General features: G+C 63.2%; 17 protein-coding genes. 10 read left to right on the top strand and 7 right to left on the bottom strand.

The annotated features are described in order from the left end of the window. Window positions 1–5: 5 nt before the first annotated feature. The 3 genes from AAG813_RS04620 to AAG813_RS04610 all read right to left on the bottom strand — a co-directional run bounded on the left by AAG813_RS04620 (window position 6) and on the right by AAG813_RS04610 (window position 3,924). Complete coding sequence (locus AAG813_RS04620; RefSeq protein ID WP_341912301.1) at window positions 6–1,838, bottom strand: peptidase M61; 1,833 nt, start codon at window positions 1,836–1,838, stop codon at window positions 6–8. Window positions 1,839–1,985: 147 nt separating this feature from the next. After that, complete coding sequence (locus AAG813_RS04615; RefSeq protein ID WP_341912298.1) at window positions 1,986–2,702, bottom strand: DsbC family protein; 717 nt, start codon at window positions 2,700–2,702, stop codon at window positions 1,986–1,988. 82 nt (window positions 2,703–2,784) lie between these two features. Then, entirely contained in the window at window positions 2,785–3,924 is a 1,140-nt protein-coding gene (locus tag AAG813_RS04610) for an FAD-dependent monooxygenase (RefSeq protein ID WP_341912296.1), read from the bottom strand. A gap of 87 nt (window positions 3,925–4,011) precedes the next feature. Between AAG813_RS04610 and AAG813_RS04605 the strand changes: the two genes are divergently transcribed. After that, window positions 4,012–4,908, top strand: coding sequence for an MOSC N-terminal beta barrel domain-containing protein (locus AAG813_RS04605; protein ID WP_341912294.1), 897 nt, complete (start codon window positions 4,012–4,014; stop codon window positions 4,906–4,908). A 13-nt stretch (window positions 4,909–4,921) separates the two neighbouring features. Here AAG813_RS04605 and AAG813_RS04600 read toward each other — a convergent pair whose 3' ends face one another. Next, entirely contained in the window at window positions 4,922–6,721 is a 1,800-nt protein-coding gene (locus AAG813_RS04600) for a 7TM diverse intracellular signaling domain-containing protein (protein WP_341912291.1), read from the bottom strand. A 31-nt stretch (window positions 6,722–6,752) separates the two neighbouring features. Here AAG813_RS04600 and ychF point away from each other — a divergent pair, with 31 nt between their 5' ends. Together ychF and AAG813_RS04590 are read left to right on the top strand one after the other, a co-directional pair. Next, window positions 6,753–7,844, top strand: a complete 1,092-nt coding sequence (gene ychF / locus AAG813_RS04595; RefSeq protein ID WP_341912289.1) for a redox-regulated ATPase YchF — start codon at window positions 6,753–6,755, stop codon at window positions 7,842–7,844. Window positions 7,845–7,963: 119 nt separating this feature from the next. Beyond that, complete coding sequence (locus AAG813_RS04590; RefSeq protein ID WP_341912288.1) at window positions 7,964–8,713, top strand: rRNA pseudouridine synthase; 750 nt, start codon at window positions 7,964–7,966, stop codon at window positions 8,711–8,713. A 205-nt stretch (window positions 8,714–8,918) separates the two neighbouring features. Here the strand turns inward: AAG813_RS04590 and AAG813_RS04585 are convergent, their stop codons facing one another. Further along, a complete protein-coding gene (locus AAG813_RS04585) occupies window positions 8,919–9,410 on the bottom strand; it encodes a YqaA family protein (RefSeq protein ID WP_341912286.1) in 492 nt (163 codons plus the stop codon). A 142-nt stretch (window positions 9,411–9,552) separates the two neighbouring features. Between AAG813_RS04585 and dusB the strand changes: the two genes are divergently transcribed. The 3 genes from dusB to purH are packed head-to-tail and all read left to right on the top strand — an operon-like array spanning window position 9,553 to window position 12,471. Beyond that, window positions 9,553–10,626: a tRNA dihydrouridine synthase DusB gene (gene dusB, locus AAG813_RS04580; RefSeq protein WP_341912284.1), complete on the top strand. Its 1,074-nt coding sequence runs from the start codon at window positions 9,553–9,555 to the stop codon at window positions 10,624–10,626. Beyond that, the gene (locus AAG813_RS04575) at window positions 10,623–10,859 is read left to right on the top strand and encodes a Fis family transcriptional regulator (RefSeq protein ID WP_300542112.1); all 237 of its coding nucleotides are present in this window, start codon (window positions 10,623–10,625) and stop codon (window positions 10,857–10,859) included. Before dusB ends, AAG813_RS04575 begins: the two co-directional genes overlap by 4 nt. Before the next feature lie 40 nt (window positions 10,860–10,899). Next, entirely contained in the window at window positions 10,900–12,471 is a 1,572-nt protein-coding gene (gene purH, locus AAG813_RS04570) for a bifunctional phosphoribosylaminoimidazolecarboxamide formyltransferase/IMP cyclohydrolase (protein WP_341912282.1), read from the top strand. A gap of 127 nt (window positions 12,472–12,598) precedes the next feature. Here purH and hemL read toward each other — a convergent pair whose 3' ends face one another. Next, entirely contained in the window at window positions 12,599–13,915 is a 1,317-nt protein-coding gene (gene hemL, locus AAG813_RS04565; protein WP_341912280.1) for a glutamate-1-semialdehyde 2,1-aminomutase, read from the bottom strand. After that, complete coding sequence (locus AAG813_RS04560) at window positions 13,899–14,855, bottom strand: bifunctional hydroxymethylpyrimidine kinase/phosphomethylpyrimidine kinase (protein ID WP_341912278.1); 957 nt, start codon at window positions 14,853–14,855, stop codon at window positions 13,899–13,901. Before AAG813_RS04560 ends, hemL begins: the two co-directional genes overlap by 17 nt. Before the next feature lie 83 nt (window positions 14,856–14,938). Here AAG813_RS04560 and AAG813_RS04555 point away from each other — a divergent pair, with 83 nt between their 5' ends. The 4 genes from AAG813_RS04555 (at window position 14,939) to AAG813_RS04540 (ending at window position 16,508) form a co-directional block, all read left to right on the top strand. Next, window positions 14,939–15,112, top strand: a complete 174-nt coding sequence (locus tag AAG813_RS04555; RefSeq protein WP_096671274.1) for a rubredoxin — start codon at window positions 14,939–14,941, stop codon at window positions 15,110–15,112. Window positions 15,113–15,190: 78 nt separating this feature from the next. After that, window positions 15,191–15,589: a response regulator gene (locus AAG813_RS04550; protein ID WP_096699843.1), complete on the top strand. Its 399-nt coding sequence runs from the start codon at window positions 15,191–15,193 to the stop codon at window positions 15,587–15,589. Beyond that, on the top strand, window positions 15,589–15,954 hold the full coding sequence (locus AAG813_RS04545) for a response regulator (RefSeq protein ID WP_304833774.1): 366 nt from the start codon (window positions 15,589–15,591) through the stop codon (window positions 15,952–15,954). The genes AAG813_RS04550 and AAG813_RS04545 overlap by 1 nt, the downstream gene beginning before the upstream one ends. A gap of 23 nt (window positions 15,955–15,977) precedes the next feature. Continuing rightward, the gene (locus tag AAG813_RS04540; protein ID WP_341912275.1) at window positions 15,978–16,508 is read left to right on the top strand and encodes a chemotaxis protein CheW; all 531 of its coding nucleotides are present in this window, start codon (window positions 15,978–15,980) and stop codon (window positions 16,506–16,508) included. The last annotated feature ends 7 nt before the right edge of the window (window positions 16,509–16,515 follow it).

The following is a 16,515-nucleotide window of genomic DNA, read 5'->3' as shown; positions in this document are numbered from 1 at the left end:
CGGGCTCAGCCGGCGGGCAGCAGCCACTTTTTCACCAGCGCCGCATCCTTGGCCAGCAGCCGCCAGGTGGTCGTGTCCGGCGGCATCGTCAACTCGAGCCGAAGCAGGCGCTTGTCGCGTGCCACCAGCGCCGTGATCTTTTTGCTGGGTCCGGCGTAAAACGGCAACTCATCGAGCTTGCCCAGGCGCCAGCCGGAATGGGGTGGCTGCGCCGTTTTTTTGCTTTTTCCGGTCACAGGTGTTTCGAGGCCCAGCCACTCGTCGCCCGCGGCAAACCCGGCCTGTTCGGCCGCACCGCCGCGCAATACCGTCTTGATCTGGATGCCGCCCGTTTCCTGCACCCGCAGGCCCAGTGCCTGCGCCAGCTGCGCTGGCTCCTCGAGTACGGCGACGCCGTGGCGCTGCAGCAGGTCTTTCAGCGGCAGCTCGCCCGTGCCATGCACCCAGCTGGCGATTTCCGCCGCATAAGAGCGACCGCCGACCTCCAGCAGTGCGGCGGTGACATCCGCTTCGCTCATCACGCCGCCGCGGCAACGCAGCCACAGGCTGCGCATCACGTCGTCCAGGCTGGCCGGGACCGTGTCCCTGCTTTCGGCGCGCAGGCTCAGGTCAAGACACAGGGCGACCAAGGCGCCCTTGGTGTAATAGCTGACCGTGGCATTCGGCGTGTTTTCATCCTGGCGGTAATACTTGACCCAGGCGTCGAAACTGGCCTGGGCCACCGACTGCACCAACCGCCCCGGCGCCTGCATGACCTGGTTGATGGTCCTGTTCAGAAGTTTCAGATAAGCCGCTTCATCGATCAGGCCGGCGCGGCACAGGACCAGGTCGTCGTAGTAACTGGTGAAGCCTTCAAAAAACCAGAGCAGCTGCGTGTAGTTTTCACTGCCGTAGTCGTAGTTGCCGAACTCCGCGGGGCGCAGGCGCTTGACGTTCCAGGTGTGGAAATATTCATGGCTGATCAGTCCGCGCAGCGTGGTGTACCCCTCCGGCAGCTTGCTGCTGCCCAGGCGCGGCAAGTCCTGGCGTTTGCAGATCAGCGCGGTGGAGTTGCGGTGCTCCAGCCCGCCGTAACCGTCGTCCACGGCGTTGAGCATGAAAACGTAATTTTTGAACGGCGGCTTTTTGCCGCCGTGCCAGAAGCGTATCTGGGCCTCGCAGATTTTCCGGGCATCGGCCAGCAGCCGGGCGCCGTCAAAGCTTGCCGTGGCGCCGGCCACCACAAAGCGGTGCGGCACACCGCAGGCCAGAAAAGATCCGCTCCAGAAGCTCCCCATCTCGACCGGGCCATCCACCAGTTCGTCGTAGTTGGCGGCCAGGTAGCTGCCGAAACCCTGCTTGTCGACTTTCAGAGGGCTCAGTCCGGTGGCCAAGGACCAGTCGCTGATGGCCGGCGCGGCCATCACTTCAAGCAGGTGCGGTGCCTGGTCCTGGCCATCGACCCGCAGGCACAGGGAGCTGCCGTTGAAGAAGCCGCGGCCCGCGTCCAGCGAGGCCGTGCGCACCGAGTTGTCGTTGGCATAGACCTCGTAGAGCAGCACCAGCGGCTTGTCTGCATTGCAGCGGATCTGCCAGCTGCATTTGTCGAGCTGCGTGATCTGGCCGGCGGGCAGCGCCCGTGCGCCTTGCCGTGCGCGCAGGCTCTGCAGGTTTTTCGAAAACTCGCGGACCAGATAACTGCCGGGAATCCACACCGGCAGCGCCACCCGCTGCAACGCGGCGGGTCGGGCAATGGTCAGGGTGACACGGAACAGGTGGGCGTGAAGGTCGGCGATCTCGACGCGGTAGTGGATCCCCGCGGATGGCGTTCCGGAGGGCTTGGAGGAAGGTTTGGGCATAGGCCCAAAGAATACCGCATCGGCCGGGGCTCACCCGGCGTTGCCGCTGCTGGTGGCGGGTGAGCATGCTACTGAAAAAAGAGCAGCTGGCGCCCGCCGGACAAGGGCTAGCAGGCCTTTTGATGCATCAATTCAGGCGCGGCGGGTTTACTGGGGCTTGGCGTCGGTCAGGTATTTCTCGACCTGCTGGGCACTGATGGCGCCGGGCACGCGCGAGCCGTCGGCAAAAATCAGCGTCGGGGTGCCGGTAATGCGGTGTTTTTTGCCGAACTCGATGTTGCGCGCCAACGCGCCGGCGTCGCAACTGGCGTTGGCCACCGGCTGGTCACGCACCATCAGGTCCTGCCAGGCCTTGGCCTTGTCCTTGGCGCACCAGATGTTTTTCGACTTTTCCGTCGAATCCGCACTGAGGATGGGATACAGGAACATGTAGACGGTCACGTCGCTGACCTTTTGCATGTCCCGTTCAAAACGTTTGCAATAGCCGCAGTTCGGGTCTTCAAACACCGCCACCTTGCGCTTGCCGTTGCCGCGCACAATGGTGAAGGCGTCTTTCAGTGGAAGCGCATCAAAAGACACGGCGTTGAGCTTGTCGACGCGTTCTTCCGTCAGGTTGCGCCTGACCTTGGTGTCGATCAGGTTGCCCTGGATCAGGTAGTTGCCTTCGGCATCGGTGTAAAAAATATCGCTGCCGTTGACGCGCACTTCATACAGGCCGGCCATGGGCGTCTTGTTGATCTCGTCGATTCTGGGCAGGTTCGGCAGGCGCTCGGCCAGGTTCTTGCGGATGGCCGCTTCCTGCGCAAAGGCGCCCAGGCTAAGGGCCAGCAGGGTGCCGGTCAGGATGGTCTTGAACAGTGTCATTGTTTTCCAGTCTGTGTGATGAACTCTCACGCTTTTCACAGCGTGTCTTTCGGTGTCTTGCGCTGCCCCGTCCAGGGGCAGCTCATCCCGGGCGGTGCGGCGATGAACCCATGGCCCGGCGCGTGACCCATTCCTTCAGCGGTCCGCTGCGTGCAAAGCCCTTCATGCCCCAATTGCGCAAAGCCTGCCAACGCGCGTCGTTTTGCGCGAACAGGCCGTGTAATCCATCCGTCACTGCGCCCATGGCCGCCACATCGGCCTTGCGCGAGCGTTCATAACGCCGCAACAGCTTTTCATCGCCCAGACCGCGCCAATATTCGCGTCCGTGAATCACGGCCGCGAGTCCGGCCGCATCGGCCAGGCCCAGGTTCAGGCCCTGGCCCGCCAGCGGATGCACGGCATGGGCGGCGTCCCCGGCCAGCGCCCAGCCCGGCCCGACCCAGCGTTCGGCCCGCGACAGCGCCAGCGGCCAACTCGACAGGCTGCTCGCCAACTGCAGGCAACCTGCTTCGGCACCGCAGACGGTTTGCACCGCCGCGGAAAATTCTTCCGGGGTCAACTTCTCCAGCGCGGTTGCGCGCTCCACAGAGACAGACCAGACCAGCGCCACAGAGTTCCCGTCGGCGCCGCCAATCGGCAAAAGAGCCAGAATCTCGCCGTTGTGGAACCACTGGCGGGCCACACCCCGATGTGCCAGGTCGCTTTGCAGGCGGGCGGCGATGGCTTTTTGCGGATAGGGCTTGATGATCCACTGCACGCCGAATTCGTTGCGGCTGGTGCTTTTTTGGCCCTCGCAGATCACCGTGAGCGCGGCCTTGACAGGCGCCTCCACGGTTTCGATCTGCGGCTGGTAGCGCACGGCTTCGGCCAGTTGCAGCTCCAGCGCCGGTACATCGACGATCCAGGCCAGGGCTGTCTCGGTGCTGCCCGGCGGGGCTGCAAAATCAAGCCGGCCTCCGTCGTCGCCCCAGACCTGCATTTCCAGCACAGGCGTGGCTGCAGGCGCGTCGGGCCAGGCCCTCAGCGAAGTCAGCAGTTGCCGCGAGGCGCTGTTCAGGGCGTAGGCCCGTACATCCTGCGGGACGGCGGGTTCCGCCGGGTTGCCGGCCGGCGCGGGCCGGGTGACCAGCGCCACGTGCAGGCGCTCGCGTGCCAGCAGCAATGCCAGCGTACGGCCGACCACACCGCCACCGCGGATACACACATCAAAAGGCTTGGACATGGCTCATTTTAGAAGGCAGGGCAAAATCGTCCCCGGACAGGGCATCTTGAACTGAATTTTTGAAGGGTTTGACACGTGCGTGAATCAATGAGCGAAACATCGGGCGCCGCGTCGGGCGACGTCGGGGCGGTGATTACCGGGCTGTGGGTCTATCCCGTCAAGTCCTGCGCCGGGGTGCAGGTGCAGGAAGCGATATTGACCGAAACAGGGCTCGAATTTGACCGGGCCTGGATGGTGGTTGACGAGGAGGGTTCCTTCCTGACGCAGCGTGAGCTGCCGCGCATGGCGCTGATCCAGCCCCAGCTCAAGTACCACGACATGGTCCTGCGTGCACCCGGTATGCTGGCGCTGCATATTGCGCTCGACCAGGTGCAGGAGCCGTTGCGCGTCACGATCTGGGACGACGAGGCCCAGGCTTACGACATGGGACCCATCGCGGCCCAGTGGTTCAGCGATTTCCTCGGCGTGAAGGCGCGGCTGGTACGTTTTGATCCCGAGGAAAAGCGCGTGTCCAGCCGGCAATGGACAGGCGACGTGGAGGCTCTCAACCAGTTCAGCGACGGCTACCCGGTGCTGGTGCTCAGTGAAGCTTCGCTGGCAGGGTTGAATGAAAAGCTGCAGGCCGCGGGCGCTACGGCTGTCGGCATGGCGCGTTTCCGGCCGAATATCGTGATCGGCGATGCGCCCGGTGCCAGCGAACTTGTGCCGCACGATGAAGACCGGCTCGACCTGCTGAAAATTGCCACGGAACAGGGCGTGGTACAGCTCAAGCCGGTCAAGCCCTGCGCGCGTTGCCCGATTCCCAATATCGACCCGGCCACAGCCTTGAGCAGCCCCGAGGTCGGCGACACCCTGCAGACCTACCGGCAGGACCCGCGCCTCAAGGGAGCGGTGAGTTTTGGCATGAATGCCATCGTGCTGCAGGGCAACGACCACCTGCTCAGGGTGGGGCAAAGCGTCACGGCGAACTACAACTTCGACTGAGCCTTGTCGTTGCCTAGGCGGGCTGGCTGTGGCCATCGGCCTCATCGAAGCCGGAGTCCGCCGCCAGCGGCATGGGCCGGGTCAGTTCAGGCTCCAGAAAACGGATGGGCCGGCGCGTGCGCGCCGCCATGCCCGAAAGCATGGCTTCCAGTGCCCTGGAGAGTTCGGGGCCTTCCATCAGCTTCTCGCTGAGCAGCACACCGGCGATGTGAAACTGCAGGATGACTTCGGGCTTGAGACCCTTGAGCGGCATCAGGCCGGCCGCGATCAGCCGCGCCGCCATGGCCGTGATCACCTCGCGCGAGGAGACGCCTTCCATGATCAGGCCAAAACAGGCTTCATCGACCCGGCCCGCGGTGTCGACGTCGCGCATGATGCGGCGCAGCTTGATCACGCTGCGCAGCAGGCTTTGCTCGGCCACGGCGATGCCGTAGCTGCGTTTGACGTAGTCGTAGTTCACCAGTTTCACGTACACCACGGCGGCCGGTTCCCCGTGCCGTTTGGCGCGGGACACGACCTGCTTGAGCCGGTCTTCAAAGAGGTGCCTGGCCAACAGGCCGGTGAGTGCATCCTGGCTGGCCATGGCCTGCTCACGGGCCTCGACCCCATGCCTTTCGCGGGAACGGATGTTCAGGGCCACCAGCAGCAAGGGCACCTCGACGGCGAGCGACAGCATGAAGGCATATTGCGACAGCCAGGAGGTCGGCACCCAGCCAAAAATCCGGGCCGCTGCCAGCGCGGTGCTCAGTGCCAGCGGGGTGAAGGCCGCCAGCACCCAGGCGCCCACCACGTCCTGGCGCCGCCAAGTGGCGTAGGCGGTCGCCAGTCCCAGCACCACGATCACCAGCAGGTAGGCGCCGATCAGGTGGACACCCCATTGCCGGTCCAGCCCGACGTAGGCAAAAGCCAGCACGGGGCCGGCCAGGCCGGTGGCGTACACCGTCTGGTCAAACCAGCGGTGGCGGCCGGCGATGCCGCACAGCTTGCGAACCACCAGCAGGGCCGCGCTGCCGCCCAGCAAGCCCAGCACACCCTGGACGGCGTTGTTCCAGTCCGCAAAGTTGCTCCACAGCAGGTGGCCGGCCATGCCACTCGTGGTGGCGACGACCAGGGTCATGATGGCGGCATAGACGGCATACCAGCCGTAGGCCCAGTCGCGGTAGACCCAGCTTTGCGCGGCGCCCGCCACGATCAGCAGCAGCAGGGTGCCGAGCACGACCCCAATGATCATGTAGTCGAGCTGCAGTTGATGGCTGCGGGCCTGGCCGGAGAGGGCAATGACCGGAAAATGGGCCGGCGTCACATGCTTGATGCGGACATACACGTCATGCGTTGTGTCGTCTTCCAGCGCCAGATGAAACTGCGCATGACGGCCCGGCTCGGGCCAGCTGGAAACGGCCATGGTGTCGCCCGCCGTCTGGCTGTTCCAGCGACCCGCGCGGTCGCGCTGAAACACGGTCACCAGGTCGAGCATGGGAAAGGGGAACTCCAGCAGCCAGTCCTGCCTGGAGTCGACGGACCTCTTGAAGCGGAAATGCTGCCACAGCGCGGCCTCGGGTCCGAGTGTGTAGTGGGCGTTTGCCCGGGCAGGGCTCATCAAACGCCGGAAGTCGCCCGCAACCATCTGTTCGATCGTGGCGCCGGCATCGGCATCCACCCACACCAGGCTGCTGGCCTGCAGGTCCGACACGGGGGTGTTGTCGTCGAGAACGACCAGCGGTTGGGCCTGGCTGGCCGTGCCCAGCAGGCTGAGGAATGCAGCCAGAAGCAGGGCTGTCAGCAAGCCGATTCCCCGGCCTGCTGCGTATCGCATACACTTCTCAGCCTGTTTTTGAAGGTTTTTCATGAGTCTGAAGTGCGGTATTGTAGGCTTGCCTAACGTCGGTAAATCCACCCTTTTTAATGCCCTGACCAAGGCGGGCATCGCAGCGGAAAACTACCCGTTCTGCACCATCGAACCCAACGTCGGCATCGTGGAGGTGCCCGATCCGCGGCTGGCGGCGCTGGCGGCCATCGTCAAGCCCGAGAAGATCCAGTCCGCGATTGTCGAGTTTGTCGACATCGCCGGCCTGGTGGCAGGCGCCAGCACCGGGGAAGGCCTGGGCAACAAGTTTCTCGCGCACATCCGTGAGACCGATGCGATTGTCAACGTCGTTCGCTGCTTTGAGGACGACAACGTGATCCACGTGGCCGGCAAGGTGGACCCGATTTCCGACATTGAGGTGATCCAGACCGAGCTGTGCCTGGCGGATCTGGCAGCGGTCGAAAAAGCCCTGCACCGCGTGACGAAAACCGCGCGCTCGGGCGACAAGGAGTCGATCAAGCTGGTGGCGATTCTGGAAAAATGCCAGGCGGCCCTCAATGAAGCCAAGCCCGTGCGCACGCTGGAGTTCAGCAAGGAAGAGCAGCCGTTGCTCAAGCAGTTTTTCCTGATCACCGCCAAGCCGGCCATGTTCGTCGGCAATGTGGCTGAAGACGGCTTTGAAAACAACCCCTTCCTGGACAAGCTGCGTGCCTACGCGGCCAGTCAGAATGCGCCTGTCGTGGCCATTTGCGCCAAGATGGAAGCCGAGATGGCCGACATGGAGGAAGAGGACAAAAAAATGTTCCTCGCCGAGATCGGCCAGGAAGAACCCGGGCTGAACCGCCTTATCCGCGCCGCCTACAAGCTGCTCGGCCTGCAGACCTATTTCACCGCCGGTGTGAAAGAGGTGCGCGCCTGGACCATCCATGTCGGCGACACCGGGCCGCAGGCGGCCGGCGTGATCCACACCGATTTCGAAAAGGGCTACATCCGCGCCCAGACCATTGCCTTTGACGACTACATCACCTACCAGGGCGAGCAGGGCGCCAAGGACGCCGGCAAGATGCGCAGCGAAGGCAAGGAGTACATCGTCAAGGATGGCGACGTGATGAATTTCCTGTTCAGCAGCTAGGGCGCGGGCGTTGGCCCCGGGTTGAGAGTGTTTTATGCCGTCAGCCCTTTGCTGGCGGGCGCAAGCCGCTATTTATTCAATAGCATGTTTTTTGTACCACCCTGAGACCTCCCGCGTCCATGACTGAACCCGTCCGCCTCGCCAAACATCTGGCCCAGATGCTCAACTGCTCGCGCCGCGAAGCCGAGCAGTACATCGAAGGCGGCTGGGTGCGCGTCGATGGCGTGGTCGTGGAAGAGCCGCAGCACCGCGTGCTGGACCAGAAAGTCGAACTCGACCCGGACGCCAGCCTGCTGGCGCTGACGCCGGTCACGCTGCTGCTGAACAAGCCGCCAGGCTACGACGCCGGCCTGGATGCAGGGAGCAAGCGCCCCGCCAACCCGTCTGCGCAATTGCTCGTGCCGGCCAACCACGCGAAAGACGACCGCTCGGGCATCCGGCCCCTGAAAAAACATGTCAGTGCATTGACGCTGGTGACACCGCTGGCCACCCCGGCCAGCGGCCTGGTGGTTTTCACGCAGGACTGGCGCGTGGCGCGCAAGCTCAGCGAAGACGCCGTGGTCATGGAGCACGAGGTCATCGTGGACGTGACCGGTACCATCGCGCCGGGCGGCCTGCAGCGGCTCAATCGCATCGACCATGGCTTCACCTTCAACGGCGTGTTGTTGCCGCCAGCGAAAGTGAGCTGGCAAAACGAGACCCGTCTGCGTTTTGCGCTCAAGGGCGAACGCCCCGGGCAAATTGCCTTCATGTGTGAAAGCGTCGGACTCACCGTGCAGGCGATGAAACGCATTCGTGTCGGGCGGGTATCCATGAGCAGCCTGCCGATGGGACAGTGGCGCTATCTGCTGCCTGCCGAACGGTTCTAGCTTTCGACCAGTACCCCATCTTTTGGGTAGCCCGTGTCTTCTCCGTTCAAGCCGGGGCGCAGGCGCAACGGCCCCCGAGGGGCTGGAGCCTGCGGCTCCAAAGCTGCTTGAGCAGCTTTGGACAGGCGACAGAGGCGAAGCGTCTCGCGAGCCGCGGCCTGCAAGGCCTCGGGAGCTACGCGAAGTGAGCGACCGTGGGGGCCTTCTACCCGCCCCAAAACCGGATGCTGCCCGGAAAAGCCCAGACCAGAGCGCCTGTCATCGTCACGTAACGCGCGAATTTTCCGACGGCCATGTAGGCCACACAGGGCCAGAACGGAAACTTGAGCCAGCCTGCCACCGCGCACAGCGGGTCGCCGACCCCAGGCAGCCAGGCCAGCAGGCAGGCTTTGGGTCCGAGCTTTTCCAGCCAGCGGATGGCCCGGCTGTGGTGCGAGGAGTGCGAATACTTGTCCACCACCTTGTGGGCGCCATAACCGAGCCACCAGTCGAGCGCGCCACCCAGCGTGTTGCCCGCGGTGGCCACCAGCACGGCCGGCCAGAACAGGTGCGGGCTGAGCTTGACGAGGCCGAAGACCACCGGCTCGGAACCCAGCGGCAGCAAGGTGGCGGAGATGAACGAGACCACAAACACCGTGCTCAAGCCGTACTCGGGCAGAGCCAGGGCCTCGATCAGGTGTTGTAACCAGAGTTCCATTTGGTGTGAGTATAGGTAGAGCCTCAGGTTTTGGCTGTAAGGCAGACGCCTGCATCGCCGTGTGCAAATTTCAATTGCTGAAATTTTGGGCAGTTACAATCATGCCTCGTTTTTGAGCATCCACACCCTGCCTCCCATTCCCATGAACATCGGCCCCTACGTTTTGGCGAACAACCTGTTTGCCGCGCCGATGGCGGGTGTCACCGACCGGCCGTTCCGGCGTCTGTGCAAGGCCGGGGGGGCGGGTTACGCGGTCAGTGAAATGGTCACTTCGCGGCGCGACCTGTGGGACAGCCTGAAGACCTCGCGCCGTGCCAACCACGACGGGGAAGTGGCGCCGATTGCGGTGCAGATTGCCGGCACCGATGCGCAGATGATGGCCGAGGCCGCTGCCTACAACATCGACCGCGGCGCGCAGATCATCGACATCAACATGGGTTGCCCGGCCAAGAAGGTCTGCAACAAATGGGCCGGCTCCGCCCTGATGCAGGACGAACCGCTGGCCCTGGCCATCGTTCAGGCCGTGGTGGCCGCCTGCGAACCGCGCGGCGTGCCGGTGACGCTGAAAATGCGCACCGGGTGGGCCGAATCGCATAAAAACGCCGTCGCGCTGGCGCGTGTCTTTGAAAGCGCGGGCGTGCAGATGCTCACGGTCCACGGCCGCACGCGTGAGCAGGGTTACAAGGGCCAGGCCGAGTACGACACGATTGCCGCCGTCAAGGCTGCCGTCGTCGTTCCGGTGGTCGCCAACGGCGACATCGACACGCCCGAGAAAGCCCGCGACGTGCTGGCTTACACCGGTGCCGATGCGGTGATGGTGGGCCGTGCCGCCCAGGGCCGCCCCTGGATTTTTCGCGAGATCGCGCATTTCCTGGCGACCGGCACGCATCTTGCGCCGCCGCTGGTGGCCGAGGTCAAACGCCTGCTGCTCGATCATCTGCTGGACCACTACACACTCTACGGCGACTTCAGCGGCGTCAGGTCGGCGCGCAAGCACATCGGCTGGTATGTCCGGACGCTGCCGGGTGGCGAGGCTTTCCGCAGCCGCATGAACCTGCTGGACGACAGCCAGGCGCAATGGCAGGCGGTGGCGGACTTTTTTGACGCGCTCGGCTTGTGCATGGACCGCATGCCCGTGGTGGGTGCCGGGCTGGCGCATCCGGCCGTCGGCGACAATGCAGCAGAACAGAAAAAGAAGGAAGGGGAGCCCGCATGAGCAAGAAACACATAGAAGAATGCGTACGCACCAGCCTGGAAGGCTATTTCAGGGACTTGCGCGGCACGGAGCCGGACGGCATGTACGACATGATGGTGCGCGTGGTCGAAAAGCCCTTGCTGGAGGTGGTGATGCAGCATGCCGACCACAACCAGTCGCGTGCCGCCGAATGGCTGGGCCTGAACCGCAACACTCTGCGCAAGAAACTCGTTGAACACAAGCTGATCAAGTGACCCGATCGTCGCACCCCCTTCCCAGAAACCAAAGACACGCATGAACGCCCTGATTTCCGTCTCCGACAAAACCGGCATTGTTGACTTCGCACGCGCGCTGCACGCCCTCGGCATCAAGCTGATCTCCACCGGTGGCACCGCTAAATTGCTGGCCGACGAAAAGCTGCCCGTGACCGAAGTCGCCGAACTGACGGGCTTCCCCGAAATGCTCGATGGCCGCGTCAAGACCCTGCACCCGATGGTGCACGGCGGCCTGCTGGCGCGCCGCGATGTGCCCGAACACATGGCCGCGCTGAAGACCCACGGCATCGACACCATCGATCTGCTGGTCGTGAATCTCTACCCATTCGAAGCGACCGTGGCCAAGGCCGGCTGCACGCTGGAAGACGCAATTGAGAACATCGACATCGGGGGCCCGGCCATGGTGCGGTCGGCCGCCAAGAACTGGAAAGATGTCGGCGTGCTGACCGACGCCTCGCAGTACGCCGGCGTGCTGGAAGAGCTCAGGACGGCCGGCCAGCTGGCTGATGCCACCAAATTTTCCCTGTCGGTGGCCGCGTTCAACCGCATCAGCCAGTATGACGGTGCCATCAGCGACTACCTCTCGGGCATCCAGCCTGACGGCTCCCACAGCCTGTTTCCCGGCCAGGCCAATGGCCGCTTCATCAAAGTGCAGGATTTGCGTTACGGTGAAAACGCGCACCAGCAGGCCGCGCTGTACCGCGACCTGTACCCGGCGCCGGGTTCGCTGGTCACGGCCAAACAGCTGCAGGGCAAGGAGCTCTCCTACAACAACATTGCCGATGCCGATGCCGCCTGGGAGTGCGTCAAGAGTTTTGACGGGCCGGCCTGCGTCATCGTCAAACACGCCAACCCCTGCGGCGTGGCTCTGGGCAAGGACGCAGTGGAGGCCTACAGCAAGGCCTTCAAGACCGACCCGACTTCGGCCTTCGGCGGCATCATTGCGCTGAACTGCCCGCTCGACGAAGCGGCAGCGCAGCAGATCGCCAAGCAGTTTGTCGAAGTGCTGATGGCCCCGGCCTTCACGCCCGCGGCGCTGGAGGTCTTCAAGACCAAGGTCAATGTACGGATCCTGCAGATCGACCTGCCGCCCGGCGGTGATACGGCCTGGCAACAGGGCCGCAACCTGATGGACATCAAGCGCGTCGGTTCAGGCCTCTTGATGCAGACCGCCGACAACCACGAACTGGCGCTGGCCGACATCAAGGTGGTCAGCAAGCTGCAGCCGACACCGGCCCAGCTGCAGGACCTGATGTTCGCCTGGAAAGTGGCCAAGTACGTCAAGTCCAACGCCATCGTGTTCTGCGCCGATGGCATGACCATGGGTGTTGGCGCCGGACAGATGAGCCGACTGGACTCGGCACGGATTGCCAGCATCAAGGCCGGTCATGCCGGCCTGTCGCTCAAGGGCACGGCGGTGGCGAGCGACGCCTTCTTTCCTTTCCGCGACGGTCTCGACGTGGTCGTGGATGCAGGCGCGAACTGCGTGATCCAGCCGGGCGGCAGCATGCGCGACCAGGAAGTGATAGCTGCGGCCGACGAACGTGGTGTGGTGATGGTCCTCAGCGGCGTGCGGCACTTCCGGCATTGAGTCCGGGGGGCTATTGGTAAAAAGTGCCTGTAGCCCTTATTTCACGAGCGTGTTCAGCTATTAAAATAATAGCGTTTCGGATGCCTGCCCGGGCCGCGGCCTTTTTCCCGGCTGGCCTGCGCGGCGTTCAGCGGGCGGCAAAAAACCGGGTTGCGGCCTCGACGGTTTCGGCGATGTCGGCCGCCGTGTGCGCCGAACTGACAAAGCCAGCTTCATACAGCGCCGGCGCGTAGTACACGCCCTGATCCAGCATCGCATGGAAGAAGCGGTTGAAGGCCGGACTGTCGGTCGTCATCACCGTGGCGTAGTTCTGCGGCAGTTTGTCCAACAGGAAAAAGCCGAACATGCCACCTTCGCTGTCGCCGCAAAAAGCAACGCCCGCCTGGGCGGCGGCTTGCGTCAGGCCGCTGACCAGGCTACGGGTGCGCTCGCCGAGCGCTTCATAAAAGCCGGGCTTTTGCAGCTCGCGCAGAGTCGCCAGCCCGCAGGCCGTGGCCACCGGGTTGCCCGACAGCGTGCCGGCCTGGTAGACCGAACCCAGCGGTGCCAGCAGTTCCATCACGGCGCGCGTGCCACCGAAGGCGGCCATCGGCATGCCGCCGCCTATGACCTTTCCCAGCGCGGTCATGTCGGGTTTGAAGCCGGGAATGCTCCGTGCGTACAGGCTTTGCGCGCCACCGAGGGCGACGCGAAAACCGGTCATGACTTCGTCGAACACCAGCAGCGCGCCGTGTTGCGTGCAGAGTTCCCGGCAGCGCTTCATGAAGGGCACACTGGCGCGCACAAAGTTCATGTTGCCGGCAATCGGCTCGATCATCAGGCAGGCAATCTCCTTGCCGTGCAGTGCAAAAGCTTCCTCCAGCTGGGCGATGTGGTTGTACTCCAGCACCAGCGTGTGCTGCACGACTTCAGGCGGCACACCGGCGCTGGTCGGGCTGCCAAAAGTGGCCAGGCCCGAGCCAGCCTTGACCAGCAGCGCGTCGGAGTGACCGTGGTAACAGCCCTCGAACTTGATGATCTTGCTGCGTCCGGTGGCGCCACGCGCCAGCCGGATCACGCTCATGGTGGCTTCCGTACCGGAACTCACCAGGCGCAGCATCTCGATGGACGGCACGAGCTTGACGATCTCTTCGGCCAGCTCCACTTCGCGTTCGGTCGGTGCGCCGTAGGAGAAGCCCTCGAGCACGGCCTGTTGCACCGCTTCGACCACCGCGGGGTGGCCATGGCCCAGAATCATCGGGCCCCAGGAGCCGATGTAGTCGATGTAGCGCTGACCGTCGGCATCCCAGAAATGGGCGCCTTGGGCGCGCTGCACGAAGCGCGGGGTGCCGCCGACGGCCTTGAAGGCGCGTACCGGTGAATTGACGCCGCCGGGGATCAGTTGTTTGGCGCGCTCGAACAGGGCTGCATTGCGGGAGGTGTCGGAACTAGTGTTTGGTGCCATTGGGGGGTAGGTCAAAGGGGGGCAGGGGGAGCAGGGGGGCGCCCGGATCGTTGCCTTCATCGTCATCGTCCATGGCGTCTTCTTCGGCCTGGGCCCAGAAGAGACGGTCAGGCACGATATTGCCCATACCGGGATGAAAGCCGGCGTCCAGGCTATGGTCGAGGTAGGTCAGGGCTTCGGCCGTGGCGGCCTGCAGGTTGTGGCCATTGGCCAGCAGGGCTGTCAGGGCGGCCGTCAGCGTGTCGCCAGCGCCGGCAAACACCGCCTCGAAACGTTCGAATTTTTCGCTGTAGAGAATGGCCTGTGGCGTGGCCAGCACATTGTCGATGAACTGTTCCGGCAGGGGCACGCCGGTCACCAGCGTGTACGGCACCCCGAACTCGGAAGCGGCTTTGGCGATATCGCGCGCCGACGGGCTTTTGTCTCCGGTCCAGTCCGGCAGCAGCCAGCGCCACAGGCTGCTGTGGTTGCCCACCAGCACGGTGGTTTGCGGCAGCATCAGTTCGCGAAAGGCGTCGAGGTAGCTGTCGATGGCTTCTTCTTCCCACCACGACAGGTTGGGCATGTAGGCAATCAGCGGCACATCGGCATAGTCCGATGCAATTTCCGCGATCGCACTGATGGTTTCCGGGCTTCCGACAAAACCGACCTTGATGGCCGCGACCGGCATGTCTTCCAGCGCCGTGCGGGCCTGCTCGGTGACCGCCTCTTCATCGAAGGAAACATGATCGAAAATTTCCGCTGTGTCACGCACATAGGCCCCGGTGACAACCGCCAGCGCATGGGCGCCGGCGGACGTGATGGCGCTGATGTCCGCCGTCAGGCCGCCAGCGCCGCTGGGGTCATTGGCGTTGAAGCTCATCACGCAAGCGGGAGAGGTTTCGCTGTCCTCTGTTTCCATTTGCGGGATATCCAGAGGAGTGGGGGTGGGGTTTGCCATAGGGCTGGAATTTTGCCTCGTAAGCGAATAAGCAACGCCGCCTCGATACAATTGTTGCATTCTATTCGAAGGCAACTTAAGCTGTGACTCAATCAATGACCTGGATGTGTTTAATTTGTGGGTGGATTTATGACGAAGCAACCGGCGCGCCGGAACACGGCATCGCGGCAGGCACGCCCTGGGCCCAGGTGCCGATGAACTGGACCTGTCCTGAATGCGGCGCGCGCAAGGAAGACTTTGAAATGGTTCAGATCTGAATGGCCGCGCCAGGTGTCTAAACAAAAACGCGCAGTGGGCGGCGCCGGGCCGGCGGCGCGGTTCAAGGAGCACAGTCAGTGAGTATTACCAGTTCGGGTCTCAAGGTCTTGGTCATCGACGACAGCAACACGATCCGGCGCAGCGCGGAGATCTTCCTGAAGCAGGGCGGCCATGAGGTGTTGCTGGCCGAGGATGGTTTTGACGCTCTCTCCAAAGTCAACGACTACCTGCCCGACCTCATCTTCTGCGACATCCTGATGCCTCGTCTCGACGGTTATCAGACCTGCGCCATCATCAAGCGAAATCCGAAATTTTCCAATGTGCCGATCGTGATGCTGTCCTCCAAGGACGGTGTTTTCGACAAGGCGAGAGGCAGGATGGTCGGCTCGCAAGACTACCTGACCAAACCATTTACCAAAGACCAGTTGCTGCACACCGTTCAGGAACTGGGTAGCGCAAAACAAGGAGTAGCGTAATGGCGATTAAAAAAATTCTGATTGTGGATGACTCTAAAACGGAGTTGATGTTCATGACCGACCTGCTGGTCAAAAAAGGTTTTGCCGTGAAAACCGCTGAGAACGCGGAAGACGCCTTTCGTCGGCTGGCCGAGGAAAAACCCGACCTGATCCTGATGGACGTGGTGATGCCCGGGCAAAATGGTTTCCAACTGACGCGCGCCATTACGCGGGACCCTCTGTACGCAGACGTGCCCATCATCATGTGTACCAGCAAAAATCAGGAAACCGACCGCGTCTGGGGCATGCGCCAGGGCGCCAAGGACTACATCACCAAACCGGTGGATGCCGACGACCTGATGGCCAAAATCAAGGCGCTGGGCTGATCCCGTTCCCATCCCGCTAAAGCATGGCCAATCGACAAGCACTTAGAGAGCTGCAGAGCCGTCTCGCCGACAGGCTGAAGGCGGCCAAGACCCAGGGTGTTTCGGCGTCCTGGCTGGCGGTTGAGGCAGGGGGCGGGAAATACCTCTTCCCCTTGAACCAGTCCGGAGAAATCTTTCCCTGGGTCAGTGCGCAGAATGTGCCCTACACGCAAGCCTGGTTTGCCGGGGTGGCCAATCTGCGAGGCGGCCTTTACGGCGTGGTGGATCTGGCGAGTTTTGTGACCGGCAAAATGCCGCCGGCGCGTAGCGAACTGGCACGCACCGAGTCGCGACTGGTGGCGCTCAACAGCGCTCTGGAGATCAATTGCGCCTTGCAGATCGACAAGCTGGCCGGTCTGCGCAATCCGGAAGCGTTCACGGACTTTGCTGAAAGATCACCCGAAGCGCCGGAGTTTTTCGGCCACAGCTATGTGGATGCGAACGGTGCGCATTGGCAGGAAATCAACCTGCAGTTGCTGGCGCAACAAGCCCATTTTTTGACTATCAGCGCCTAGCGCTATC

This window comes from Polaromonas sp. YR568 (assembly GCF_943371715.1).
GTDB lineage: Bacteria > Pseudomonadota > Gammaproteobacteria > Burkholderiales > Burkholderiaceae_C > Polaromonas.
The sequence above is the reverse complement of the archived record's forward strand: the minus strand, read 5'-3'. Positions and strand labels throughout refer to the sequence as shown.